The 24,418-nt window shown below is 71.2% G+C and carries 18 protein-coding genes and 2 pseudogenes; 16 read left to right on the top strand and 4 right to left on the bottom strand.

The window, feature by feature from the left end:
• Positions 1-8: 8 nt before the first annotated feature.
• The 8 genes from ABH941_RS00950 (at position 9) to ABH941_RS00915 (ending at position 11,581) form a co-directional block, all read left to right on the top strand.
• Positions 9-1,130, top strand: a complete 1,122-nt coding sequence (locus ABH941_RS00950; RefSeq protein ID WP_370126566.1) for a hypothetical protein — start codon at positions 9-11, stop codon at positions 1,128-1,130.
• Between the two features lie 259 nt (positions 1,131-1,389).
• A complete protein-coding gene (locus ABH941_RS00945) occupies positions 1,390-3,480 on the top strand; it encodes an RICIN domain-containing protein (RefSeq protein WP_370126565.1) in 2,091 nt (696 codons plus the stop codon).
• A gap of 388 nt (positions 3,481-3,868) precedes the next feature.
• A complete protein-coding gene (locus ABH941_RS00940; RefSeq protein ID WP_370126564.1) occupies positions 3,869-5,278 on the top strand; it encodes an ABC transporter substrate-binding protein in 1,410 nt (469 codons plus the stop codon).
• 5 nt (positions 5,279-5,283) lie between these two features.
• Positions 5,284-6,249, top strand: a complete 966-nt coding sequence (locus tag ABH941_RS00935) for a carbohydrate ABC transporter permease (RefSeq protein WP_370126563.1) — start codon at positions 5,284-5,286, stop codon at positions 6,247-6,249.
• A gap of 3 nt (positions 6,250-6,252) precedes the next feature.
• Positions 6,253-7,155 carry a carbohydrate ABC transporter permease gene (locus ABH941_RS00930; RefSeq protein ID WP_370126562.1) on the top strand — a complete coding sequence of 301 codons (903 nt, stop codon included), beginning with the start codon at positions 6,253-6,255 and terminating at the stop codon, positions 7,153-7,155.
• 81 nt (positions 7,156-7,236) lie between these two features.
• Entirely contained in the window at positions 7,237-8,742 is a 1,506-nt protein-coding gene (locus ABH941_RS00925; RefSeq protein ID WP_370126561.1) for an alpha-N-arabinofuranosidase, read from the top strand.
• 54 nt (positions 8,743-8,796) lie between these two features.
• Positions 8,797-10,338, top strand: a complete 1,542-nt coding sequence (locus ABH941_RS00920; RefSeq protein ID WP_370126560.1) for an alpha-N-arabinofuranosidase — start codon at positions 8,797-8,799, stop codon at positions 10,336-10,338.
• 157 nt (positions 10,339-10,495) lie between these two features.
• Positions 10,496-11,581, top strand: a complete 1,086-nt coding sequence (locus ABH941_RS00915; RefSeq protein WP_370126559.1) for a LacI family DNA-binding transcriptional regulator — start codon at positions 10,496-10,498, stop codon at positions 11,579-11,581.
• On the opposite strand, the gene ABH941_RS00910 is transcribed toward ABH941_RS00915, so the two are convergent.
• Positions 11,578-12,498, bottom strand: a complete 921-nt coding sequence (locus ABH941_RS00910; RefSeq protein WP_370127056.1) for a deoxyribonuclease IV — start codon at positions 12,496-12,498, stop codon at positions 11,578-11,580. The two genes, ABH941_RS00915 and ABH941_RS00910, sit on opposite strands and share 4 nt — an antisense overlap.
• A gap of 170 nt (positions 12,499-12,668) precedes the next feature.
• Between ABH941_RS00910 and ABH941_RS00905 the strand changes: the two genes are divergently transcribed.
• From ABH941_RS00905 to ptsP, 5 genes and pseudogenes are all read left to right on the top strand, one after another.
• Positions 12,669-13,430 (top strand): DeoR/GlpR family DNA-binding transcription regulator, encoded by a 762-nt coding sequence (locus ABH941_RS00905; RefSeq protein WP_370126558.1) that lies wholly within the window; start codon positions 12,669-12,671, stop codon positions 13,428-13,430.
• Positions 13,427-14,374: a 1-phosphofructokinase family hexose kinase gene (locus ABH941_RS00900; protein ID WP_370126557.1), complete on the top strand. Its 948-nt coding sequence runs from the start codon at positions 13,427-13,429 to the stop codon at positions 14,372-14,374. Before ABH941_RS00905 ends, ABH941_RS00900 begins: the two co-directional genes overlap by 4 nt.
• A 4-nt stretch (positions 14,375-14,378) precedes the next feature.
• Positions 14,379-16,381, top strand: a pseudogene (locus tag ABH941_RS00895) (fructose-specific PTS transporter subunit EIIC).
• Between the two features lie 131 nt (positions 16,382-16,512).
• Complete coding sequence (locus ABH941_RS00890; protein WP_133998707.1) at positions 16,513-16,794, top strand: HPr family phosphocarrier protein; 282 nt, start codon at positions 16,513-16,515, stop codon at positions 16,792-16,794.
• Positions 16,791-18,443: a phosphoenolpyruvate--protein phosphotransferase gene (gene ptsP / locus ABH941_RS00885; protein ID WP_370126556.1), complete on the top strand. Its 1,653-nt coding sequence runs from the start codon at positions 16,791-16,793 to the stop codon at positions 18,441-18,443. The genes ABH941_RS00890 and ptsP overlap by 4 nt, the downstream gene beginning before the upstream one ends.
• A 39-nt stretch (positions 18,444-18,482) precedes the next feature.
• Here the strand turns inward: ptsP and ABH941_RS00880 are convergent, their stop codons facing one another.
• Positions 18,483-19,034: a PaaI family thioesterase gene (locus tag ABH941_RS00880; RefSeq protein WP_370126555.1), complete on the bottom strand. Its 552-nt coding sequence runs from the start codon at positions 19,032-19,034 to the stop codon at positions 18,483-18,485.
• A 98-nt stretch (positions 19,035-19,132) separates the two neighbouring features.
• Between ABH941_RS00880 and ABH941_RS00875 the strand changes: the two genes are divergently transcribed.
• The 3 genes and pseudogenes from ABH941_RS00875 (at position 19,133) to ABH941_RS00865 (ending at position 21,876) form a co-directional block, all read left to right on the top strand.
• Positions 19,133-19,630: a winged helix-turn-helix transcriptional regulator gene (locus ABH941_RS00875; protein ID WP_370126554.1), complete on the top strand. Its 498-nt coding sequence runs from the start codon at positions 19,133-19,135 to the stop codon at positions 19,628-19,630.
• A 1,052-nt stretch (positions 19,631-20,682) separates the two neighbouring features.
• Complete coding sequence (locus ABH941_RS00870) at positions 20,683-21,093, top strand: hypothetical protein (protein WP_370126553.1); 411 nt, start codon at positions 20,683-20,685, stop codon at positions 21,091-21,093.
• Positions 21,094-21,292: 199 nt separating this feature from the next.
• Positions 21,293-21,876 (top strand): annotated as a pseudogene (locus ABH941_RS00865) (HhH-GPD-type base excision DNA repair protein).
• Positions 21,877-21,956: 80 nt separating this feature from the next.
• On the opposite strand, the gene ABH941_RS00860 reads toward ABH941_RS00865, so the two are convergent.
• Positions 21,957-23,165: a glycosyltransferase gene (locus ABH941_RS00860; RefSeq protein WP_370127055.1), complete on the bottom strand. Its 1,209-nt coding sequence runs from the start codon at positions 23,163-23,165 to the stop codon at positions 21,957-21,959.
• A 172-nt stretch (positions 23,166-23,337) separates the two neighbouring features.
• Complete coding sequence (locus ABH941_RS00855; protein WP_370126552.1) at positions 23,338-24,270, bottom strand: hypothetical protein; 933 nt, start codon at positions 24,268-24,270, stop codon at positions 23,338-23,340.
• Between the last annotated feature and the right edge of the window lie 148 nt (positions 24,271-24,418).

The following is a 24,418-nucleotide window of genomic DNA, read 5'->3' as shown; positions in this document are numbered from 1 at the left end:
GGGCGCACATGAACGTACGACGGAGTACAGCCCTTGCCGGTGCGGCGACCATGGCGCTGGCCATGGCGGTCGCGATCCCGGTGGGCAGCGCCGCCGCGGACGGGTCCTTCGTCGGAGCCGCACACCGGGTCTCCACGATCGCGTCCACGGTTCCAGCGAACGGCGACGTCAACCCGTACGGGGTGGCGGTCGTCCCGACGGACCAGGGGCGGCTGTACCGGGGCAATGTGCTGGTCAGCAACTTCAACGACTCCGCGAACCTGCAGGGCACCGGCACCACCCTGGTCCAGGTGTCCCCGGGCGGGAGGGTCACCCAGTTCGCCCGGATCGACTCCGCCAAGCTGCCAGGCTCCTGCCCCGGCGGGGTGGGCCTCACCACCGCGCTGTCCATCCTCCCCGGCGGCTGGGTGGTGGTCGGCAGCCTCCCCACCAAGGACGGAATGTCGGCCACCGCGAAGGCGGGGTGCCTGCTGGTGCTCGACAGCAGCGGGAAGGTCCGTGAAACCCTGTCCGGCCATGGCATCAACGGGCCGTGGGACATGACGGCCGTCAGCCGGGGTCCGGTCAGCGACCTGTTCGTCACCAACGTCCTCAACGGGACGGTGGCCGCCGGCGGCGCGACCGTGCACAAGGGCACCGTGCTGCGACTGACCCTGGTCGCCGGGCCGGACGGCCGACCGCCGCGCCTGGTGTCCAGCACCGTGATCGGCTCCGGATTCGCCGAGCACAGCGATCCCGCCGCGCTGGTGGTGGGCCCGACCGGCGTCGGCCTCTCCCGGAACGGGACGCTGTACGTCGCCGACACCGCCGGCAACCGGATCACGGCCATCCCGGACGCGGTGCGCCGCGACTCGTCCGCCGGCACCGGACGGACCGTCACCGGCAACGGCAGCCTGAACAGCCCGCTGGGGCTGACGGTGGCACCCGGCGGCGACATCCTGACCGTGAACGCCGCGGACGGGAACCTCGTGGAGACCACACCGGGCGGCCACCAGGTCGCGGTGCGCCAGCTCGACAGCTCCGGCAGCCCGGCGGGCGCGGGCGCCCTGTTCGGCCTGGCCGTCCAGCCGGACCGGCACGCCGTCTACTTCGTCGACGACGCCACCAACCAGCTGGACCTGCTGCACTGAGCGAGTAACGCTCGCGGGCCCGGACCGAGGAAAGCGGTTCCCCGGTCCGGGCCTTCTGCGTGCGGCGACGCCGGGCGGTCAGATCTATTGACGCTGGGGCAGGGAGGTAGGTACAACGATGGCACCGCATGGGCGCGCCGGCGGGTGATCCTCGTCCCCGCGCCCCTTCCGGTGCGGCTGGTGCTGTCCGCCGCCCCCCGCAGTGCGGTTCCGCCAAGGTCTCGTCAAGGTCTCGCCACCCACCCTCCGAGGATGTCGTATGCGCCTGCTCGAACGTCCACCCCTCCGCCCCGGGCGCGCCGCCCTGCGGGCGTTCCTCCTGCTCATGTCCTGCCTGGCGCTGGTCGCCGTGCCCGGTACCGCGCACGCGGTCACCACCGGCAACGGCTCGCTGGTGTACTCGCCCGCCGCGAGCAGTTCCTTCGACCCGGCCGGCACGACCTACGCGAAGATCGTCGTGCTGAAGCACAGCGGCACTGCCAACGGGCGCATCCTGGTGACCTACGACCAGCTGGTCTGGGTGAACGGGAAGCAGGTGTACCCGATCTACTCCAGCAGCGACAACGGTGCGACCTGGACGCACCTGACCGACGTGGTGCCGGGGAACGACTTCTCCACGCTGATCAAGACCTCGCAGCCGTCCCTGTACGAGGTACCGCAGGCCACGGGCGGTCTTGCGGCCGGAACGCTGCTGCTGGCGGGGAACATCATGCCCTCGGACAAGTCCAGCACCCGGATCGTGGTCTACAAGAGCACCGACCACGGCGCGACCTGGTCCTTTCTGAGCACCGTCGACAGCGGCGGGCCGGCCGTCTACGACCCGAGCGCGACCTCGACCACCACCGCGGTGTGGGAGCCGTCGCTCGGCCTGGACTCGGCTGGGGCGCTGGTCTGCTACTTCTCCGACGAGCGGCAGAAGGCGAGCGGCATCCTGCAGGCGGTCTCCTACCATGTGTCCACCGACGGCGGGGCCACCTGGGGCGCCGAGGGCAACGTCACCGCGATCGCCAATGACAGCGACCGCCCCGGCATGATCACGGTCACCGCACTGCCCAACGGGAAGTACATGGCGACCTACGAGGTCGTCAACCGCCCCTCGACGACGCTCAACACCGCGGTGGTGTACTACAAGTTCTCCAACGACGGCATCACCTGGACCGCCTCCGACCTGGGCACGCCGATCAAACTCGCGAACGGACGGGGGCTGGGCTCCTCGCCCTTCGTGAAGTGGGTCGCCGGCGGCGGCCCCAACGGCATGGTCGTGGTCTCCGCGAAGTGGGCGCTGGACTCCTCAGGGAGCATCAGCGGCGGCCAGAACTTCTACGTCAACTACAACCTCGGCCAGGGGCCCTGGGAGCGGCTGCCGTACGCGGTCACCTACGACGCCGGCGACACCCAGGGCGGCTACTTCGCCGGCTTCGCCCAGGCCTTCGACACCAGCGTGGACGGGAACACGCTGTACCAGGCGACCGACGTGGAGAACCTGACCACCACCTACAACGACATCCGGGTCGGCTCGATCCCGCTGAACGCCCACCACTACGAAGCTGAACGGGCCACCCTCACCGACGCCACCGTCGTCACGCAGATCGACGCGGACAACGGCAGCAAGGTCGGGAACATCAACTACTCCGACAGCAAGGTCTCGTTCACCCACGTCAACGTGCCCACGGCGGGGACCTACACAGTCAACGTCCGCTATGACAACGGGACCGGCGCCGCCAGCAGCCAGACCGTGAGCGTGAACGGGGGAACCGCCACCACGCTCAGCTATCCGGCCACCGTCGACTGGAACCGCTACGGCTGGGCACAGTTCACGGCGACCCTGAACGCCGGGGCCAACACGATCACCTTCGGCTACAACGGTACCTACGCGGAACTCGACGCCATCGACGTCTACCAGGCCGGGGTGGCCGCGGACGGGGAGTTCAAGCTGGTCAACCGCAACAGCGCGAAGGACCTGGAGATCACCTCCGCGCTGACGACCGAAAGCGCACCCGCGGGGCAGTGGGGGGACACCGACAACCCGGCCCAGACCTGGCGGATCAGCGCCTCCTCCTCGGGGGGCTACACGCTGACCAACCTCAACAGCGGGAAGCTGCTGACCGTGAGCGGGGCCTCCACCGCGAACGGCGCCGCGGTGGTGCAGAACGCGTCGAGCGGGTCCGCGTCGCAGCGCTGGACCCTGACACCGACCGACTCCGGGTACGCGACCTGGACCAACGCCAACAGCAGCAAGCTGCTGGAGATCTACGCGAACTCCACCGCCAACGGCGCGATCGCCGACCAGTGGGCCAGCACCGGCTACAACTGCCAGCAGTGGCTCCTGGTCAAGGAAGGCATCCAGTAACAGCAAGCAGCAGCAGTCGAGGTGGCGGGCCGCACGCCGGCCCGCCGCCGGGCTGTGGCACGTCCAGGCCCTGGAACGCCCCCTGGCCGAGTATTGCGAAGAGACGTCGGCCAGATGACAAACAGGCCATTGACGCGACAGCCACGCCAGGGGTACAACGATAGAACCTGATCAGCCGACCGCCGCTACCAGCGGCCGGCGGACGGCGAACCCCGCAGGTACGGGCCGGTGCTCCGGGTTCGGAGCCGCACTACCCCAGGACCTTCGCCGGTACGGTACCTGCCCGCTCCCCAGCATTCCCCTGCCCCACCCGCCGGCGCTGCCTGAGCGCGTGCCGTCCGTCCGCTCGCCCTGCCCAAGCCAGCAGCAGTAGTCAAGGGAGACTCCTATGTCATCGAACAGCTCCGAGCACAGATCCGCAGCCGCAGCCGCAGCCCAGCCCGCGGCCGGCCCCACCCGCCGTTCCCTGCTGCGTGTGCTCGGCGCGGCCGGGGTCGGGGCCGCCGCCGTCGGTGCGCTCAGCGCCTGTGCTCCCGGTACCTCCGCCGCCCCGAAGGCCCTGGGCTCGGTCGTGCCCTCCCAGGCCAAGGGCAGCACCACCCTCTGGTTCAAGGACGACGACCTGCTGAAGGTCTTCCGCGGCGTGGTGCCCGCGTTCACCAAGAAGTACCCGGCCGTGACCGTGAACCTGGTCGGCGTCGACATCGACAAGAAGCTGGCCCCGGCACTGATCTCCGGCGCGGGCGTGCCCGACGGCGCGTTCCTGGGCGACGGCAGCGTGCTCGGCCAGGCCGAGCACCTGACCGACCTCACCACCCAGATGGCCAAGTACCGCGCCGACACCGTGCAGTACAAGCTGGACGTCAACACCGACGGCCAGCGCCTCGTCGGCATCCCCTGGGACACCGACCCCGGCCTGCTCTACTACCGCGAGGACATCCTGGCCGCCGCCAAGGTCGACCCCGCCCAACTCACCTCCTACGACGCGCTCCTGGACGCCGCCCGGGAGATCAAGGGCCGCGATCCCAAGGCGCAGCCGATCCCGCTGGAGCAGGACCCCGACCTGGCCATGCAGTGGCTGATGATGCTGGTCAACCAGCAGCAGGGCACCGGCATGGTCGACTCCGCCGGAAAGCTCACCATCGACACCGACGCCTTCCGCACTGCGCTGACCTGGATCAAGAAGGTCGCCGACGAGGGCCTGGGAGCCCGCAGCAAGTTCGCCAGCACCGCGCAGATCGCCCAGGCCGACGGCGGTACCGTCTCCCTGGTCCCGTGGGCGATCTGGTACAACTTCCTGGTCCAGGGCACCTTCAAGAAGAGCGTGGGCCACTGGCGGGCCGCGCAGCTGCCCGCCTGGACGACCGGCGGGGCGCGCTCGGGCGTGATGGGCGGCAGCTCCTTCGTCATCCCCGCCAAGGCGGCCAACCCCGACCTGGCCTGGCTCTTCTACGAGTACGCGGTCTACAGCCCGGAGGGCTACCAGGCCGTCTTCGGCAGCAACAGCGTCTACCCCAACGGCCTGAACACCGCGCTGCCCTCGGTCAAGTCCGCACTCAGCGCGCAGAGTTCGCTGTTCAAGCCACTGGCCGGGCTGGGCAGCGAGAACCTGTGGGAGGTCGGCACCCAGGCCTCGCTGGCCATCCCGCCGGGCTACCGCATCCCGACCTGGTTCAACCAGGCCGACGCCTACCTCGGCGCCAACCTGCAGAAGCTGATGGACGGGAAGATGAGCGTGGACGCCGTCATCAAGCAGTCCGCGGCCGACATCCAGACCAACCTCGTCAACCGGGCCTGACCACCATGGCGAACCTGACCTGGAACACACGCGCGCCGCAGACGGCGCAGCAGGATTCGCCGGCCGCCCGCCGGGGCTGGGGCCGCCGCCCCGGCCCCGGCGGGGCCCGGGCCCGGCAGGAGCGGTGGTGGGGCCTCGCCCTGATCTCGCCCTTCCTGCTGATCTTCGTCGCGTTCACGGCCTACCCGCTGGCCTACGCCCTGGAGCTGAGCTTCAGCGACTGGCACGGCGCCGGCGTACTGCGCTGGGTGGGCTGGTCGAACTACAGCTATCTGCTCACCAACAGCGACTTCTGGGCCTCGCTCGGCAACACCGGGGTGATGTGGCTGCTGATCGTCCCCGCGCAGACCCTCGGTGCGGTCGCGGTCGCCAGCCTGCTGACCCGCTCGCGCCTGAGGTTCAAGAAGACCCTGCGCACTGTCGTCATCCTGCCCTATGTGACGCCGCTGGCGGCGATGGCGCAGGCCTTCGTGCTGCTCTTCGACGACCACTTCGGCGCGGTCGACCGGGTGCTGACCGCGCTCGGCGGGCCGAACATCGGCTGGCTGACCACGACCACCTGGGCGAAGCCGGCCATCGCCCTCTTCGTGATCTGGAAGACCAGCGGCTTCGCCCTGATCATCATGCTCGCCGCGGTCCAGGGCATCACGCCCGAGGTCTACGAGGCGGCGGCGCTCGACGGAGCAGGTCCGGTGCGGACCTTCTTCTCGGTCACGGTCCCGCTGGTGCGCCATGCCGTCGGCTTCTTCGTCGTCATCTCCACCCTCGGCATCTCGCAGATGTTCCTGGAGCCGTTCATGATCACCCAAGGCGGCCCCTACAACTCCTCGACCACCTCGGGGATGTACCTCTACAACCACATCTCGGCCTCCGACCTCGGCACCGGCGCGGCGAACTCCTTCCTCCTGGTGGTCCTCGTCCTGCTGCTGTCCCTGGTCGCGGTCCGCGTCCTGCGCTCCAGGGAGGACTGAGCCGTGACCTCCGCTCTGACCGAACGCCCGCCCACCGCCGCTGTCGCGGCCGCCGGATCCGGCTTGCAGCGCGTCCGTACCACCGCCGGCTATGCCTGCATGGTGCTGGCCGCGGCCGCCTTCCTGTACCCGATCGTCTGGATGGTCGAGTCCTCCTTCAGGCCGGGCGCGAGCATCCTCAACGACCCGCTGGGCTTCGACCCGTCCGCGGCGACGCTGCGCAACTGGACCGGCATGTTCGCCAACACGCCGATCCTGCACGCCCTGGTCAACACCGCGATCGTGGTCGTCGGCAAGGGCGGGCTGCTGCTCGTCCTCAGCCCATTGGCCGGCTACGGGTTCGCCAAGTTCGACTTCCCGTTCAAGGATGCGTTCTTCGGGCTGGTACTGCTCACCCTGATGCTGCCGACCATGGTGCTGATCATCCCGATGCTGCTGGAGATGAGCCAGCTGAACTGGGTCAACTCCTACCAGGCACTGATCCTGCCCGGTGCCGTGGACGCCTTCAGCGTGTTCTGGATGCGGCAGACCATCAGTCAGATCCCGGACGAACTGCTGGACGCCGCGCGGATCGACGGCTGCGGGCCGCTGCGCGCCTTCTGGTCGGTGATCGTCCCGGTGCTGCGGCCGAGCCTGGCCGCCCTCGCGGTGCTGTCCCTGTTCAACATCTACAACGACCTGGTCTGGCCGATCGTCGCCATCAACGACCAGCAGCACGAGACCGTCTCGATCCTGCTGGCAGGCATGTCCTCGAACATCCACGGCGGCCAGGCCGGCGTCAGCAGTGCCGACCTGTGGGGTCAGCTGATGGCCGCCTGCACCTTCGCGACCATCCCCACCGTGCTGCTGTTCGTGTTCCTGCAGCGCCACTTCATCCGCGGTCTGCTCGCCGGCAGCAGCCGCTGACCCCGCTACCAGGCCCCGGACGCCGGGCCCCAGGAAGCCGCGACAGTCCCCCTGCCCCACCGCCGAAGGAATGACGCCAACGTGACCGCACGGCAGCAAGCCCACCTCACCGTCCACCCCCTGTTCGACATCGGCGAGATCGATCAGCGCATCTTCGGCAGCTTCGTGGAGCACATGGGACGCTGCGTCTACTCGGGCGTCTTCGAACCCGCTCACCCCACCGCCGACTCGGCCGGCTTCCGCGGCGACGTCACGGCCCTGGTCCGCGAGCTCGGCGTCGGCCTGGTGCGCTACCCGGGCGGCAACTTCGTCTCCGGCTACGACTGGCGCGACGGCGTCGGCCCGGTCGGCGACCGCCCGACCCGCCTGGACCTGGCCTGGCGCTCCCTGGAGCCGAACACGGTCGGCATCGACGAGTTCCTGCCCTGGGCCCGCAGGAACGGCCTGGAGCCCATGATGGCCGTCAACCTCGGCACCGCCGGTCCCAAGGAGGCCGCCGAACTGGTCGAGTACTGCAACCTCGCCGAGGGCACCGCCACCGCCCGCGAGCGCGCCGCCAACGGGCATCCCACCCCCCACGCGGTGCGGACCTGGTGCCTGGGCAACGAGATGGACGGCCCCTGGCAGATCGGCCACACCACCGCCGCCGAGTACGGCCGCCGGGCGGCCGAGGCCGGCAAGGCCATGCGCCTGGTCGACCCCGGCATCGAACTGGTCGCCTGCGGCTCCTCGTTCCGCCACATGCCGACCTTCGGCGCCTGGGAGGACACCGTGGCCGAGCTCACCCTGGACGTCGCCGACTACATGTCCATGCACGCGTACTACGACGGCACCGCCGACCGCCGCGACTACCTCGCCTCGGGGCAGCGGCTGGAACGCTTCATCCGGGACGTCGTCGCCACCTGCGACGCCGTCAGCGCCAGGCTGGGCTCCTCACGCCGGATGATGATCTCGCTGGACGAGTGGAACGTCTGGTCGTCCGCGGCCGCCTCCTCGCCCGTCGGCGAGGGCCAGGACCACGAGATCAGCCACGCTCCCCGGATCACCGAGGACCCCTACCAGGCCCTGGACGCCGTCGTCCTGGGCGACCTGATCATCGGAATCCTCAACCACGCCGACCGCGTCAAGATCGGCTGTCTCTCCCTGCTCGTCAACGTCAGCGCGCCGATCCTCACCGAGCCCGGCGGCGGGGCGAGCAAGCAGGCGATCTTCCATCCCTTCGCCGCCGCCGCACACACCGCCCGCGGACGCGCCCTGAGCACCCGTCTGACCGCACCGGCGTTCCGGACCCCCTCCCACGGCGACGTCCTCCAGGTGGCAGCCGCCGTCACCCATGACCCGGCGACCGGCCAAGCGGCGGTCTTCGCCACCAACCGGGGCAGCGAACCGGTCGAACTCACCATCGACCACAGCGCGTTCGGTGCCTTCGACCTCAAGTCCGCGCACACCCTCACCGCAGCCGACCCCCGCTCTCCTGGAGACCTCGGCCTGGTTCCGCTGGACCGGATCCACCCAGGAGCCCGCACCTCGACGCTGCTCCTGCCGCCCGAGTCCTGGACCCTCGCCGAAGCCGTCACCCGAAGCTGAGCCCACGCAACTGATCCTGCTCGCCTGCTCCAACCTTTCAGTGAAAGGCAGTTCATGTCGCACGAACGCACCGCCCCCGCCCGCTTCACCCTCGACCCGGCGTTCACCGTCGGCGAGGTCGACCCGCGCCTGTTCGGCTCCTTCGTGGAACACCTGGGGCGCTGCGTCTACACCGGCATCTACGAGCCGGGCCATCCCGCCGCCGACGAGGCGGGGCTGCGCACCGACGTGCTGGAACTGGTCCGCGAGTTGGGAGTGACCACGATCCGCTACCCGGGCGGAAACTTCGTCTCCGGCTACAAGTGGGAGGACAGCGTGGGTCCGGCGGACGCGCGACCGCGCCGGCTCGACCCGGCCTGGCGCGCCACCGAGACCAATGCCTTCGGCCTGTCCGAGTTCATGGGCTTCCTGCGGAAGCTCGGCGGCGAGGCGGAACCGATGATGGCGGTCAACCTCGGCACCCGAGGCACGGCGGAGGCGATCGAACTGCAGGAGTACGCCAACCACCCGTCCGGCACCGCGCTTTCCGACCTGCGCGCGGCGCACGGGGACAAGGACCCGTTCGGGATCCGGCTCTGGTGCCTGGGCAACGAGATGGACGGCCCCTGGCAGATCGGCCACAAGAACGCCGAGGACTACGGCAAGCTGGCCGCCGCCACCGCCCGCGCGATGCGCATGATCGACAAGGACGTGGAGCTGGTCGCCTGCGGCAGCTCCAGCCAGAGCATGCCGACCTTCGCCGCGTGGGAGGCGACCGTTCTGGAGCACACCTACGACCTGGTCGACTACATCTCCATGCACGCCTACTACGAGGAACTGGGCGACGACCGCGACTCCTTCCTCGCCTCGGCGGTGGACATGGAGGCGTTCATCGAGAACGTGGTGGCCACCTGCGACCACGTGGGCGCCCGGCTGAAGTCCGGGAAGCGGATCAACATCTCCTTCGACGAGTGGAACATCTGGTACAACTCCCGCTTCCAGCAGGACTTCGACGAGAACCCGCCGGACTGGCCCGAGGCGCCGCGGCAGTTGGAGGACAGCTACTCGCTGACCGACGCGGTGGTCTTCGGCTCGCTGCTGATCGCACTGCTGCGCCATGCCGACCGGGTGCGGGTGGCGTGTCTGGCACAACTGGTCAATGTGATCGCCCCGATCATGACCGAGCCGGGCGGGCCCGCCTGGCGGCAGACCACCTTCTTCCCCTTCGCGCAGGCCTCGCGGTACGGGCGCGGACGGGTGCTGCAGGTCGATCCGAAGAGCCCTGTGTACGACACCGCCAAGTACGGCCGGGTTCCGCTGCTGCACGCCACAGCGGTGCTGGACGAGCGCAGCGGGGAGGTGACCGTGTTCGCGGTGAACCGCAGCCGGACCGAGGTGCTGCCGCTGGAGGTCACCCTGCACGGCACCGGTGTGTCCGAGGTGGTCGAGCACAGCGTGCTGGCGGATCCGGACCCGGACGCCCGCAACACCCTGGCCGAACCCGACCGGATCGTCCCCCGCCAGGTCGCGGGCGCCACCATCGACGGCGAGCTGTTCCGCTGCGAGCTCCAGCCCCTCTCCTGGAACATGATCCGGCTGACGCCGGGCGGCGCGTGACGACGGCGGGTTCCTCCGTTGTACCTTTGGCTGTGTGAGCCGGTTGACGGCGGCCCGACAGCTGCCCGACTCGATTGGGTAACGTCGCACCGGAAGCACGCACACGAAATGCGCAGCCGCGCCAAAGTCTCAGTGGAACGACTTCTGGAGGAACCCCGTGGGCGAACCCACCCTGCACGATGTCGCCGCCCGGGCCGGAGTGTCGATCAAGACAGTCTCCAATGTGCTCCGCGGGGTGACCGGCAAGGTGTCCGCCGAGACCGCGGCCCGGGTGCTGCAGGTGATTGAGGAGATCAACTACCGCCCCAACCTCTCCGCCCGCCGGCTGCGCAGCGGCCGGTCCAACGTTGTCGCCCTCGCCGTTCCGGACCTGCGCAATCCGTACTTCGCCGAGGTCGCCACCGCGATGATCAGCGCAGCCCGTCGGGCCGGCTACACCCTGCTGATCGAGGAGACCGGCGGCAACGCCGAGGACGAGCTGAACGCGGCCGAGGGACTGCGCGACCCACTGATCGAGGGCGTCATCATGGCTCCGCTGGCCCTGGACCCGCGGCAGTTGGACCGGCGCGGCCGTACCGTCCCGCTGGTGCTGCTGGGCGAACACGACTACGACGGGGACTGCGACCACGTCATGTTCGACAATCTGACGGCGTCTCAGCAGATGACCGCGCACCTGGTCGAGCAGGGCTACCGGCGGATCGCCGTGATCGGACGTCAGGACGCCCCGCCGCAGGCCGCGGCCATGGCGGCGATGAGGTTCAACGGCTACCGCCGGGCGCTGGGCGAGGCCGGCCTGGCGTACGACCAGCGACTGGCCCCGGTCATCCCCACCTCCGCCTACGGCAAGGCGGCCGGCGCCGAGGCGGCGGAGCAGATCTTCGAGCGGGGGCTCAAGCCCGACGCCCTGTACTGCTTCGCCGACGTGCTCGCCATCGGCGCGCTGCGCGCCGCGCACTGCCGCGGCCTGCACGCCCCCGAAGACTTCGGGCTGGCCGGGTTCGACGGCATCGAGGAGGGCCGGTTCACCATCCCCACCCTGACGACGATCGCCCCGGACTACGTGGACATGGCCTCGCTGGCGGTGAACGCACTGATCGAGCGGATGGAGTCGGCGGTCCCGATCGGCCACCGGGACATCCTCTGCCGCTACGAGCTGGCGGTCCGCGAGAGCACCCAGCCGGGGCTGCGCACGGGCGCTCCGAGCGCGGGAGCGAGCGCGGGGGCGAGGGTCGCCGCCGTCTAGCGTTGCGCCCTCGCACCCCGGCGCAGCTGCTTGAGGCGGTCGATGTCGCGGGTGTGCAGGGCGCCCTCGACGCGGTCCGGGGCGTGGCGGTCGTCCGGGGTCTCGATGATCAGCGGGACGCCCTCGGTGGCCGGGTGGGTGAACAGCTCGGCGAAGGGCTCGGCGCCGATGTGGCCGGCGCCGATGTTGGCGTGGCGGTCCTTGCGGGCTCCGGCCACGTCCTTGGAGTCGTTGGCGTGGATCAGCCGCAGCCGTCCGGGTCCGGTGGCGGCCACCAGCTCGTCCAGCATCAGCGCGGTGCCGCCCGGGGCCGCGAGGTCGTGGCCGGCCGCGAAGGCGTGGCAGGTGTCCAGACAGACGCCGACCCGTGGGTGGTGCTCCAGCGCGTCCAGGTACTCGGCGAGGTCCGGCATCCGCGAGCACAGCGAACTGCCCTGTCCCGCCGTCGGTTCGAGCAGCAGCCAGGGCGGGGACTCGCCGGAGCCGTCCAGCTCGTCCAGCTCGTCGAGGAGCGGCAGCATCCCCTCGTGGACCTGACGCAGCGCCTTCTCCCGGCTGCCGCCCATCGCCGAGCCGGTGTGCACCACGACCCCGGCCGCACCGATCGCATGGGCCCGGCTGAGTGAGTGCCGCAGCGACTCGCCGGAGCGCTCGCGGGTCGCCGCGGAGTCGGAGCCGAAGTTGATCAGGTACGGGGCGTGCACATAGGCGGAGACCCCGCGCTCGACGCAGCCCGCGCGAAAGGCCCGGTCCTGCGCCGGATTGCCGGTCGGGGCCGCCCAGCCGCGCGGATTGGCGACGAAGACCTGCACGCTCTCCGCCCCTACCTTGTCGGCGTAGGCCAAACCGGTGCCGGCCAGCCCCCGGCCGGCGACCGGGACATGTGCGCCGACGGGATTGCGGAGGGCGGAACGGATCACGGCCCGAGCATCGCACACCCGGGCCCGGCGGGGTCCGGCACACCGATCCATGTGGTTATTCCTGTGTTCCATGCCCGAATCTGTGCTTTCTTGCCCGAGTGTCTTGACAGCCCTCGTAACCGGGCGTAAAACCATTCGAAACAAGCTTCTAACGGCGGTGAAACCACATGTACGCGGAGGAGCGTCACCAGCTCATCGTGGAGCAGGCGCGGCGGGACGGCCGGGTCGACGTCACAGCCCTCGCATCGGGGCTCGACGTCGCCACCGAGACCATCCGGCGCGACCTGACCATGCTGGAGCGGCAGGGCCTGCTGCGCCGGGTCCACGGCGGGGCCATCCCGGTCGAACGCCTCGGGTTCGAACCGGGTCTGGCCCAGCGGGCGTCCGCCCTGATCGGGGAGAAGGAGCGCATTGCCAAGGCGGCGGTCGCCGAGCTCCCCGACGAGGGAACGATCCTGCTGGACGCCGGGACCACGACGGCGCGGCTGGCCGAGCAGCTGCCCGCCGACCGCGAACTCACCGTGGTCACCAATGGACTGGCCATCGCAGCCCTGCTGGCCAACCGCCCCAACATCACCCTCTTCATAGTCGGCGGCCGGGTGCGTTCGCGTACCCACGCGGTGGTCGGCGAGTGGACCCGGAACCCGCTGGCGGACACCTATGTCGACGTGGCCTTCATGGGCACCAACGGCATCTCGGTCCAGCGCGGGCTGACCACACCCGACACCGCCGAGGCCGACGTCAAGCGGCAGATGATGGCGAGCGCCCGGCGCACGGTCGTCCTGGCCGACCACACCAAGTTCGCCGCCGACCACTTCGCCCGCTTCGGCAAGGTGGACGAGGTCGACGTGGTGATCACCGATTCGGGCCTGGACTCCGAGGTCGCCGACGAACTGGCCGACGCCGGCCCCCGGGTGGTGCGCGCATGATCGTCACGCTGACTCCCAATCCGAGCCTGGACCGCACCCTGGAGGTCCCGGAGCTGCATCGCGGCGCCGTGCTCCGGGCGACGGCCCGACACACCGACCCCGGCGGCAAGGGCGTCAACGTCTCCCGGGCACTGGCCGCCAACGGCCGCAAGACCGTGGCCGTGCTGCCCTGCGGCGGAATCGTCGGCAGCCGGCTGGCCGAACTGCTCGCGCCGCAGGGGGTGGAGGTCCTCGCCGTGCCCGTACTCGGCGAGATCCGGGTCAACATCAGCGTGGTCGAGCCCGACGGCACGGTGACGAAGATCAACGAACCGGGCCCTGTGCTCACCCCGGAGGAACTGGACGCGCTCGCCGAGGCCGCCGTCCGGGCCGGCCAGGGAGCCGCCTGGGTCGCCCTCAGCGGCAGCCTGCCCCCCGGGACGCCGAACGACCTCTACGCGCAGCTGATCACCCGGATCCGCAGCACCGGCGGACCGCTGGTCTCGGTGGACTCCAGCGGCGTGCCGCTGGTCGCCGCCCTCGCCGCCGGTCCCGATCTGATCAAGCCCAACCGCGCCGAACTCGCGGAGGCGTCGGGGCTGCCGGTCACCACGCTCGGCGAGGCCGTCGCCGCCGCCCTGGCCCTGCGCGACCGCGGAGCCAGGACCGTGCTGGCCAGCCTCGGCGCCGACGGCGCCCTGCTGGTCGACGGATCGGGCGCGGTGCACGGCCGGGCCCACGTCGCCGAGCCCCGCAGCGCCGTGGGCGCGGGCGACGCGCTGCTCGCCGGGTACCTCTCCGCCGGCAGCGGCGGAGCGGAGGCCCTGGCCGAGGCCGTCGCCTGGGGCGCCGCCGCGACCTCGCTGCCCGGCAGCCGGATGCCCGGGCGCGACCACCTGGACCGGGCGAGCGTCCGCCTCGACCCGTACTTCGACCCCAACCACCCGCTCACCGAACGGAACTGACGCCATGTCCGATCTGATCACCCCCGATTTCGTGGATCTCGACCTCAGGGCCGCAGATCGCCATGAGGTGGCCTTCACCCTGGCCTCCCGGCTGGCGTCCGACGGCCGGGTCACCGACCTCGCCGGTTTCCTCGCCGATGTGCGGGCGCGCGAGGAGCAGATGCCCACCGGCATCGAGGGCGGCATCGGCATCCCCCATGCCCGCTCCGCCCACGTCACCGAACCCTCCCTCGCGTTCGGCCGCAGCGCCGCCGGAATCGACTTCGGCGCCGAGGACGGCCCCGCCGACCTGGTGTTCCTCATCGCCGCCCCGGCGGGCGGGGACACCGACCATCTCACCATCCTGGCCTCGCTGGCCCGCCGCCTGGTGCACGCCTCCTTCCGGCAGGCGCTGCGCGACGCAACCGACCCGCAGACCGTCGTCGATCTCGTCAACAAGGAGGTGCTGGGCAGATGAGACTCGTAGCCGTCACCGCATGCCCCACCGGCATCGCTCACACCTATATGGCCGCCGAGGCCCTGGAGCAGGCGGCCAAGGACGCCGGCCACCAGATCACCGTGGAGACCCAGGGCGCAGCGGGCGCAGTCCCGCTGACGGCGGATCAGATCGCCGCCGCCGACGCCGTGATCTTCGCCGTCGACGTGGAGGTCCGCGGCCGGGACCGGTTCGCGGGCAAGCCGACCGTCGAGGTACCGGTCAAGAAGGCCATCAGCGGCTCGGCCGAACTGCTGGCCCGCGCCGAGGAGGCGATCCGGCAGGCCGGACCCGCAAACGCTGCGGCGGGAGTTGCTTCCGGTAGCGCCCCGGCTCCCGTGAGTGCGCCCGCGCCGTCGGACCACGGCTCCTCGGCCGCGCGCTTCGGCACCCACCTGCGCCAGTGGATGATGACCGGCGTCAGCTACATGATCCCGTTCGTCGCCGCGGGCGGCATCCTCATCGCGCTCGCCTTCATGTTCGGCGGCGCCGAGGTGGCCATGAAGGTCAACGGCGGCGTGTTCCAGGGCCACACCTACCCGGGCGTGACCGACCTGTCCAAGCTCATCTCCCAGGCCGGGTTCGCGGGAGTGCTGTTCAAGATCGGCGCCACCGCGTTCTCCATGCTGGTGCCCATCCTCGCCGGCTTCATCGCCTACGCGATGGCGGACCGTCAGGGCCTGGTACCCGGTATCGTCTCCGGGCTGCTGGCCTCGGCGATCGGCGCCGGCTTCCTCGGCGGCCTGGTCGGCGGTCTGCTGGCCGGCGCCCTGGTGCTCGGACTGACCCGGTTCAAGCCGCCGCGTGCGATCGCCGGCATCATGCCGGTGGTGGTCGTCCCTCTGGTCTCCACGCTGATCATGGGCGTGCTGATGCTGGTGGTCATCGGCGAGCCGATCGCGGCGGCACAGCGCGGGCTCACCAACTGGCTCGGCGGGCTCACCGGCACCAACGCGATCCTGCTGGGCGCGCTGCTGGGGCTGATGATGGCCTTCGACCTCGGCGGCCCGGTCAACAAGGTCGCCTACACCTTCGGCGTCGGCAGCCTCGCCAGCGGCGAACTGAAGGTCATGGCGGCCGTGATGGCGGCCGGCATGGTGCCGCCGATCGCGATGGCGCTGTCCACCGTGGTGCGGCCGAAGCTGTTCGGCGAGAGCGAGCGCAAGGCCGGTGAGGCGGCCTGGCTGCTCGGCGCCTCGTTCATCACCGAGGGCGCGATCCCCTTCGCCGCGGCCGACCCGCTGCGGGTGCTCCCCTCGCTGATGGTGGGAAGCGCCACGACCGGCGCCGTGTCCATGGCCTTCGGCGCCACCTCGCGGGCCCCGCACGGCGGGCTCTGGGTTATCGGCCTGATCGGCCGACCGGGGCTCTACCTGCTGGCCATCGCCGCCGGCGTGCTGGTCGCAGCGGCCTGCGTCATCGGAGCGAAGCAGATCGGCCGCTCCGACGCCGTCGACGAGGCGACGGACGCACCGGAGGCCGGGACCTCCGAGGCCAAGCCCGTCGTGAACCACGAGGCACTGGTCGGCTGAGCCCAGCCCCTGCCCCACCCCGAACCGCCCGGCCCCGCGCGCTCCCCCGGCCCGCGGGGCCGGGCACCAGTCCGGTGCACCGCTCCCCCGTTCCCCTGTCTGTCCCCGAATTTGTCCCTGGAGGGATTCCCATGCCCCAGCGCTCGGTCGCCGTAGGTTCCAGCAGCGGCCTGCACGCCCGCCCCGCGTCCCTGTTCGTGCAGGCCGCCGCCCGCCAGCCGGTCCGGGTCACGGTCGCCCGGCAGGGCGGCGACGCGGTCGACGCCCGCAGCCTGCTCTCGGTGCTCGCACTCGGCGCGCGCCACGGCGACACCGTGGTCCTCTCCGCCGAAGAGGGCCCGCAGGCCGAGGACGCGCTGGAGGAGCTGGCCACGCTGGTCGCCCACGACTTCGACGCGCCGGAGCAGCCGTGACCGCGGTACTCACCGGCATTGCCGTCGGCACCGGCAGCGCCACCGGGCCGGTGGCGCGGATGGCCCCGATGCCGCCGCTGCCCGAACCCCGCACCGTCGCCGACACGGCCGCCGAGGCGGAGGCCGCCCTCGCGGCGCTGCGCGAGGTCGTCGCGGACCTGGAGTCGCGCGCGAGGACGGCCGGAGGCGCCGCCGCCGAAGTCCTCGAAGCCCAGGGCATGATGGCGGCGGACCCGGTACTCGCCGAGCGCGTGGAGAAGCTGGTCCATGAGGGCCGGGACGGCGCCCACAGCCTGGACGCCGCCTTCGGCGAGTTCCGCGCCGCGCTCAAAGCGGCGGGCGGGTACTTCGCCGAACGCACCGCGGACCTGGACGACCTGCGCGACCGTGCCGTCGCCCGGCTGCTGGGGCTGCCCATGCCGGGACTGCCCGCTCCCGGCCATCCGTTCGTCCTGGTCGCCGAGGACCTCGCGCCCGCCGACACCGCGCTGCTCGATCCGACACAGGTCCTGGCCCTGGTCACCGGGCGCGGCGGGCCGACCAGCCACACCGCCATCCTGGCCAAGGCTTTGGGGCTGCCGGCCGTCGTCGGCTGCGGCGACACGGACGACCTCACCGAGGGGCGCCTGGTCCTCGTCGACGCCGCAGCCGGCACGGTACGACTCGACCCCGCCCCGGAGGCAGTGGCCTCCGCCGCCGCCCGCGAGCAGCAGCGACGCCAACGCGCCGGCCGCGTCCACGGCGCGGGACGCACGGCCGACGGCCACCCGGTCAAACTCCTCGCCAACCTCGGTGCGCTGCAGGAGCTTTCGAGCGCCGCGTCGGCCGACTGCGAGGGCGTGGGTCTGTTCCGCACCGAATTCCTCTATCTGGACCGGGCGGAGGCACCCGGCCTGGACGAGCAGACGGCCGCCTACCGCCAGGTCTTCGACGCCTTCGCGGGACGGCGGGTCGTGGTCCGCACCCTGGACGCGGGAGCCGACAAGCCGCTCCCCTTCGCGAACGCCGACGACGAGCAGAACCCGGCGCTCGGCGTGCGCGGGCTGCGCACAGCGGCCCGCAACCCCGAACTGATCGACACTCAACTTGCCGCTGTGGCAACTGCGGCAGCGGCGAGCAGTGCCGAGGTGTGGGTCATGGCGCCCATGGTGTCCGTGCCCCGCGAGGCGGCGGACTTCGCGGCGCGGGTTCGCGCGCACGGGCTCACGGTCGCCGGAGCGATGGTGGAGGTCCCCGCGGCCGCGCTGCGCGCCGAGGCGATGGCCGACTCCTGCGACTTCCTCAGCATCGGCACCAACGACCTGGCCCAGTACACCTTCGCGGCGGACCGCACCCTCGGTTCCCTCGCCGAGCTGCTCGACCCCTGGCAGCCCGCCCTGCTGGACCTCGTCCGGATGACGGCGCAGGCGGGCGAACGGCGCGGCCGCCCGGTCGGCGTCTGCGGCGAAGCCGCAGCGGACCCGCTGCTGGCTCTGGTCCTGGTCGGGCTCGGCGTGACCAGTCTCTCGGCCGCCCCGTCCTGCCTCGGGGAGGTCCGTGCCGCCCTGTCGGAGCACACGCTGGAGGACTGCCGGACCCTGGCCGACCTGGCCCGCGCCGCCGAGGACGCACAGTCGGCCCGCGCGGCCGTGCTGGCCCGCACGGGCTGACGCCTCGGCCCTGAGGCAGGCGGCCTCAGGCGGGCAGTGTCAGTCGCCGGGTCGCATGATCAGGCAGCTGCTGGTCGCCGTCGCGCAGACCCTGCCCGCGGCGTCCACCAGCCGGGCCTCGGCCAGCGCGGTACGGCGGCCGAGGTGGACCACCGAGCCCACCGCGGTGATCGCACCGGTGGCGACCGAGACCGGGCGCAGGAACTTCACCGAGAGGTCGAGACTGGTGTAGAAGACACCGGCGGGGAGTCGGGTGTGCACGGCGCAGCCGCAGGCCGAGTCCAGCAGGGTGGCGAACACCCCGCCGTGCACCGAGCCGATCGGGTTGTAGTGGAACTCCTCGGGCGTGAGCCTGAACTCGACACGGCCCTCGTCGAAGGAGATGCAGTCGAAGTCCAGCGTGTTGAGGATCGGCGGCGGCGGGACCAGCCCCTGCTGCATCGCGGCGAAGAACTCCATCCCGCTGAGGCCGGCAGCGATCCCGGCCGTCTCCATCGGATCGGACCAGCTGTACGCACGCTCCCGGACGGTCCGCGGCGCCTGCGCCTGGGGCGCCTGGGGCGCCTTCTCCGTCTGCTCGGTACCGGTCATCGTCGTGGCCCCTCGTTCGTCCGCTCGGTGGTCGGGCTGCACGGCCACGCTAGGCCAGCTGAGTTCTTAACCGCAACCCAGCTTGGTAGCATCACACCATGAGCAGCAGCACGGGTTGGGCAGTTCCGGAGTACAGCGCCTTCGACAGCGAGACCTGCTCGATCGCGCGCACGCTGGCGCTGGTCGGCGACCGCTGGACGCTGCTGATCCTCCGCGACCTGGCGAACGGCGTCGGCCGCTTCGACGACCTGACCTCGCACCTGGGCATCGCCCGCAATGTGCTGTCCAAGCGACTCACGGCTCTGATCGACGCGGAGCTGGTGGTCCGCTCCGCCTACCGGACCGAAGGCTCCCGCGAGCGCCACGAGTACCGACTCAGCCGCGCGGGGCGGGAACTGATGCCGATCCTGCTCGCCTTCATGGGCTGGGGCGACCGCCACCTCGCCGACCCGCAGGGGCCACCGGCCGTCCCCGTCCACGCCGACTGCGGCGCGCCGGTGCGCGTGTCGGTGACCTGCGAGGCCGGGCACGACCTCGGCGACCGCCCGCGACTGCGCGTGTATCCCGGCCCGGGCAGCCGCCGACGGGAGGGCTGACGCGGGGCGCCTGGCGACAGGTGGTGCAGTGGAACCTCCGTGGTGCGGCCGAGCCCCCGACCGGTGGAGGGCTCGGCGTGCGCGCTTGCTCCCGATGACTGCCCGTCACTTCCGTGGGGCGCGTTCCGCCGTTGCGGGCTGGGGTGGCTCGCTCCGCTCGCGGCAACCACGAGGAGCGGGGAGGGCGGCGGGCGTGCGTTGCCGGGCGGCGGGCGGTGCCCTCCCGGCCGGGCGGGTGGCGAAACGATTCTGCAGCCGGTGGTGCGGGGTTTTCGGGTCACTGGCTATACGTTCGGGTCACTCGTCCGACAGATCCTGTCCGCTATGTCGTATATGCCCGAATTTGAGTGACCCCAAAGTAGGGCCAGTGACCCAAAAACCCGGGCAATGGGGGGAACTGGGGTCACCTTCGGGACAAGGTGTCACTTGATCATGCCGATATGCCTGATTCGCCCCGATGTTGGCGTACCGAAAGTGACCCGGCGTCCCAAAAGTGACCCCGGTTCATGCAGGTCACACCGGCAGGAACGTTTCTGCAACCACCACGCCCGCACCCGGCAACGCACGCCCCACCACCCGCCCCGCTCCTCGTAGTTGCCGCGAGCGGAGCGAGCCACCCCAGCCCGGGATCGACCGTCGTGCCCCACGGAGGAGTACGGCGAGCCATCGGGAGCAATCGCGCACCCGTTCGCCGGCCGCGGGAAGGGGGCTCGGCCGCACGACGAACCCCGGACCTGACGGAGCGACACCTCGAGCGGGGAAGCTGGGACGCATGGTGCTGGGACGGATGGTGCTGGTGTGACGGATGAGGCGACGCCGTCGCCCGAATGGTTCACGCCGGTGGCGCTATCGGGTGACGATCGCAGGCTGGTGAATGGAGGCCGCGTCAGTGCGGGCTCCCGGCCAGGCGGTGGATTCCCCCCAACTGTCAAGCGGGGCAAAGGACTCCGCCAGGCGACAGACCAGGATGACCCCTCCTGACGGACCGTCAACCGATCCCGCCCAACCAGGCGGCTCATCCCATCCAGCACCACCCACATCAGGAGGAATCTGTGGCACGCGCCATTTCCGCCAACGCCAACGCCAACGAAGAATCGTCCGAACTCCACCCCCAGAGCGGTCCCGACGCGACCCAGGCTCCCCGCAACGACGCCGGCCGGCTGCTGCGGACCATCGCCCTGCAGCGACCGGTCCCGGAACTGCTGCAGTTGGTGACGCTCCTGAGCGCGGCGGACCAGCGCTGCCACGCGCAGGAGATCCTCACCACCGCTGCGACGCTGCGCCCCGTCGCCGATGTCGCCATTCTGGTCCCGCTGCTGATGGGTCCGCAGGCGGCCAGCACCCTGAACGCCGTGGCCCAACGGCCGGTCGAGGAGCTCGCCGAGCTCGTCGAACAGCTGGACACGCCCAACCCGACTCCCCCGCAGCAGGACCAACCCGGCCGCTGGAAGCTGCTCCGTTAGCGGAATAGCCGAATAGGCGAACAGCGGACAGCGAAGGCCCCCGCACGCCCGCGGGGGCCTTCGCCGGGTACCGGTCACCCGAAGGCGAGCGGCGCAAGGCCGCCGGAGCGTCGGTCGCGCGGCGACAGCGGCACGCGGAGAATGGACAGGAATGGGAACGGGAACGGGAACCGTCTCCGGTCGAACGAAGGAGTCCGCCATGGCGACCGCCCTCCGCCTCGCCCAGAACCAGGACGCCGACGCGCTGCTCAGCCGCAGCCCCCTGGCGGCGCTGATCGGCATGCTGCTGGACCAGCAGGTACCGATGGAGTGGGCGTTCAGCGGCCCGTACACGCTGCTGGAGCGTCTCGGCGGCGACGACCTGGACGCACATCTGATCGCGGCCTACGACCCCGACGCGTTCGCGGCGCTCTGCTCGCTGAAGCCGGCGGTGCACCGCTATCCCGGCGCGATGGCCAAGCGGATCCAGCAACTGTGCGTATTCCTGGACGAGCACTACGACGGCGACGCGACCGCGGTGTGGCGGGACGCCGGCAGCGGGCCGGAGCTGCTCGACCGGCTGGTCGGCCTGCCGGGCTTCGGCAAGCAGAAGGCGCAGATCTTCCTGGCTCTGCTCGGCAAGCAGCTCGGCGTCCGGCCCAGGGGCTGGCGCGAGGCGGCCGGGCCTTACGGGAGAAGGGCAGCTTCCGCTCCGTCGCGGACATCACCGGGCCGGAGTCCCTGGACCAGGTCCGGGCCTTCAAGCAGGCGGCGAAGGCAGCAGCGAAGGCCGCCAAGGCGTAGCGCAGGGGCACCCATGCCCAGCACCGCCGTCCAGCACCGCCGTCCCGCACCGCCGCCCAGCACCGCCCCCCCAGCACCGCTCAGTGCAGGGCCACCCGACCCGACTCCCGGTGGACGCGGTCCAGGAGGGTGGCGTAGGAGGAGACCATGCGGGTGCGGCTGAAGCGCTCGCGGCTGCTGGCCAGGGAGGGGGCGAGTTCGGTGCGGCGGGCCGCCGCCTCGGACCAGGCGGCGGCGATCGCCTCGGGGTCGGGCTGGGTGACGAAGCCGTGCCCGGCCACGATCGACACGCAGTCGCCCACATCGGTGGCGACCGGTACGGCGCCGCACATCATGCCCTCGATCAGGCACAGCGGGGCGGCCTCCCCGTTGGACGAGGTCAGCGACACCACGTCGGCGGCCGCGTAGACGGCCTCCATGTCCAGGCGCACGCCGAGCAGCGACAGCCGGCCCGCCAGCCGGGGACGGTCGGCGAAGGCCGCTGCGATGTCGGCGAGCAGCCCCAGGTTCTCGGCGGTCATCCCGGCGCCGCAGAGCAGCAGCCGTGCGCGGGGCTCGCGCCTCAGGTAGGCGCGGGCGGCCCGGAGGAACAGCGGCACGTTCTTCATCTCCGCGTAGCGGGCAGCGAAGACGATCACCGGTGCGGTCGGCGGGATCCGCAGCGATGCCCGCAGCAGTACCCGGCGAACCGGGTCCGGCCGGAACCGCAGTAGGTCCACCCCGTTGGGGATGACGTGCATCAGCCCGGCCGGGACACCGGCTGCCACATAGGCGTCCCTGGTGGACTCCGCGCAGCAGACGCAGGCGGCGACCCGGCCTGCGGCGACGGCGGCCCGCAGGTCGTCCAGGGCCGGTCCCTGGTTCTCCGGGTCGGAGCGGTGCAGGCAGACCACCACCGGGCGGTGCGCGGGCACGGCCTGGTTGAGCAGGCCGAGGGGTTGCTCCTTCAGCGAGAGCACGACGTCGGCCTCGGCTGCCAGGCGGGCGGTGGCGGCCAGCTCCGCCGTGCTGAACTGCGGACCGGCGGTCAGGGGTAGACCGGCGCTCGGCTGCAGCCCGCCGCCCGGATCCGCGTGCCGGCCCAGCGAGGTGACCGGTACACCGGCGGCGGTCAGCCTGGCGTAGCAGGCGTCGTCCTCCATCCGCTGGCGGGTCGCCTCGCGGTGCATCTCGCCGTGCATGCTCAGCACGCTGTGGCGCTGGCCGCCACCCTCGTGCAGTCCGATCACGGCGTCGGTGTGCAGCATCCGGGCCCCGCCCGAGAAGAATCCCTCGTAGACCGACAGCACACGCAGTCTGTCCTTCTCCTGCACCCCATCACCCGCCGTTCTGTACGCAACCGGTCCGCGAAAATCACGGGCCAGCCGCCATCAGGACTCATCGAGCTTGCCGGTCTGTGACGAACGTGTTGCCGACATATAAAAGGTCGGTGAGCAGACTCCGTTCTTCGTTGATCAATCGTCAGTTCAGGTGCCGGTCACGCAACTGGAGGGCGAACCGGCCGGTGAATCCGGCGATCCGGTCGGCCACCTCCGACGTCGCGAGTCCGGCGAAGGCGCCCCAGGTGCGGACCCAGTACTCCAGGGTGACCAGGGTGGTGATCACGGCCTGGACGGTGGTGGAGGGCTGCGACTCCAGGCGTCCCCAGCCACCGCTGCCCGGGACGGGGCCGCCGTTGGCTGCGGCGGCCCAGGTGCGGCTGTGCGCGGCGGCGGACAGAACCGTGTAGACGCCCAGGCTGGCGTTGGCGGGCAGGAGCTTCCCGATGGTCCGGGTGAGGTTCACCCCGGTCTCGTCCAGGGTGGTGCGTTCGAGCCGGAGCGCCAGCGGATGGCCGCGACGGTCCTCCAGCAGGCTGATGCCGGCCCGGTCGAAGGTCTCGACCATCTCCCGTCGGCGCGCCAGCGCACCGGTCGCGTCCTGCGGCGAGACTGCGGTCGTCAGATCCACCTCATAGGCCGCCTCGGTGGCCCAGAGTCCGGCGGCGCGGGCCAGTCTGACGGTCAGCGGCTCGGAGCTGTCCTGCAGGTGGAACGCCAGCGCCGCGGCCTCCAGGACGGCCCGGGTGAGCGTCACCGGGGGGAAGGCCGGCGGCTGCCGGGTCAACAGCCCGGCCAGCGCCTCGACATGGCCGCGGGCGTCCTCCCAGGCGAAGTTGGTGCGGACGGTGCCGGTGCGGTAGACACGGGTCCGGGCGTCGGCGACCCCGGTCGGCATCCGCCGGATCTCGTCGAGGTCCACCTGGAAGGCCGACTGGTCACCGCTCGCCCGGTGCAGCACCGCATCTGCCGTCTCCAGCGCCGCGAGCAGCGCGGCCCGGGCGTCGGCGAGCAGCTCTTCCGACCACGCCAGATTCGGGACAGAGGACTTCGGTTGCGGAGAAGTTGTGTCCATGCCACAGCACGCTAGGGCGTCCCACCTGCTCTTGCAGCCCTTTCCGCGCAACCCGGCACACCGCAGCCCCGGCGCCTGGGTCGTCTGGACATGTCACGAAGCGTCCACTCGCCTGTCACAGCCGTGTCCGGGTGTCCCGTACCTGGCA

The organism is Streptacidiphilus sp. EB103A (genome assembly GCF_041261405.1).
Classification (GTDB): Bacteria; Actinomycetota; Actinomycetes; order Streptomycetales; family Streptomycetaceae; genus Streptacidiphilus.
The sequence above is the reverse complement of the archived record's forward strand: the minus strand, read 5'-3'. Positions and strand labels throughout refer to the sequence as shown.

Excerpts from the sequence above, each read along its gene's own strand:
- ABH941_RS00950 (WP_370126566.1), top strand. The coding sequence starts at position 9 with ATGAACGTACGACGGAGTACAGCCCTTGCCGGTGCGGCGACCATGGCG.
- ABH941_RS00945 (WP_370126565.1), top strand. The coding sequence starts at position 1,390 with ATGCGCCTGCTCGAACGTCCACCCCTCCGCCCCGGGCGCGCCGCCCTG.
- ABH941_RS00940 (WP_370126564.1), top strand. The coding sequence starts at position 3,869 with ATGTCATCGAACAGCTCCGAGCACAGATCCGCAGCCGCAGCCGCAGCC.
- ABH941_RS00935 (WP_370126563.1), top strand. The coding sequence starts at position 5,284 with ATGGCGAACCTGACCTGGAACACACGCGCGCCGCAGACGGCGCAGCAG.
- ABH941_RS00920 (WP_370126560.1), top strand. The coding sequence starts at position 8,797 with ATGTCGCACGAACGCACCGCCCCCGCCCGCTTCACCCTCGACCCGGCG.
- ABH941_RS00905 (WP_370126558.1), top strand. The coding sequence starts at position 12,669 with ATGTACGCGGAGGAGCGTCACCAGCTCATCGTGGAGCAGGCGCGGCGG.
- ABH941_RS00900 (WP_370126557.1), top strand. The coding sequence starts at position 13,427 with ATGATCGTCACGCTGACTCCCAATCCGAGCCTGGACCGCACCCTGGAG.
- ABH941_RS00890 (WP_133998707.1), top strand. The coding sequence starts at position 16,513 with ATGCCCCAGCGCTCGGTCGCCGTAGGTTCCAGCAGCGGCCTGCACGCC.
- ABH941_RS00880 (WP_370126555.1), bottom strand. The coding sequence starts at position 19,034 with ATGACCGGTACCGAGCAGACGGAGAAGGCGCCCCAGGCGCCCCAGGCG.
- ABH941_RS00875 (WP_370126554.1), top strand. The coding sequence starts at position 19,133 with ATGAGCAGCAGCACGGGTTGGGCAGTTCCGGAGTACAGCGCCTTCGAC.
- ABH941_RS00855 (WP_370126552.1), bottom strand. The coding sequence starts at position 24,270 with ATGGACACAACTTCTCCGCAACCGAAGTCCTCTGTCCCGAATCTGGCG.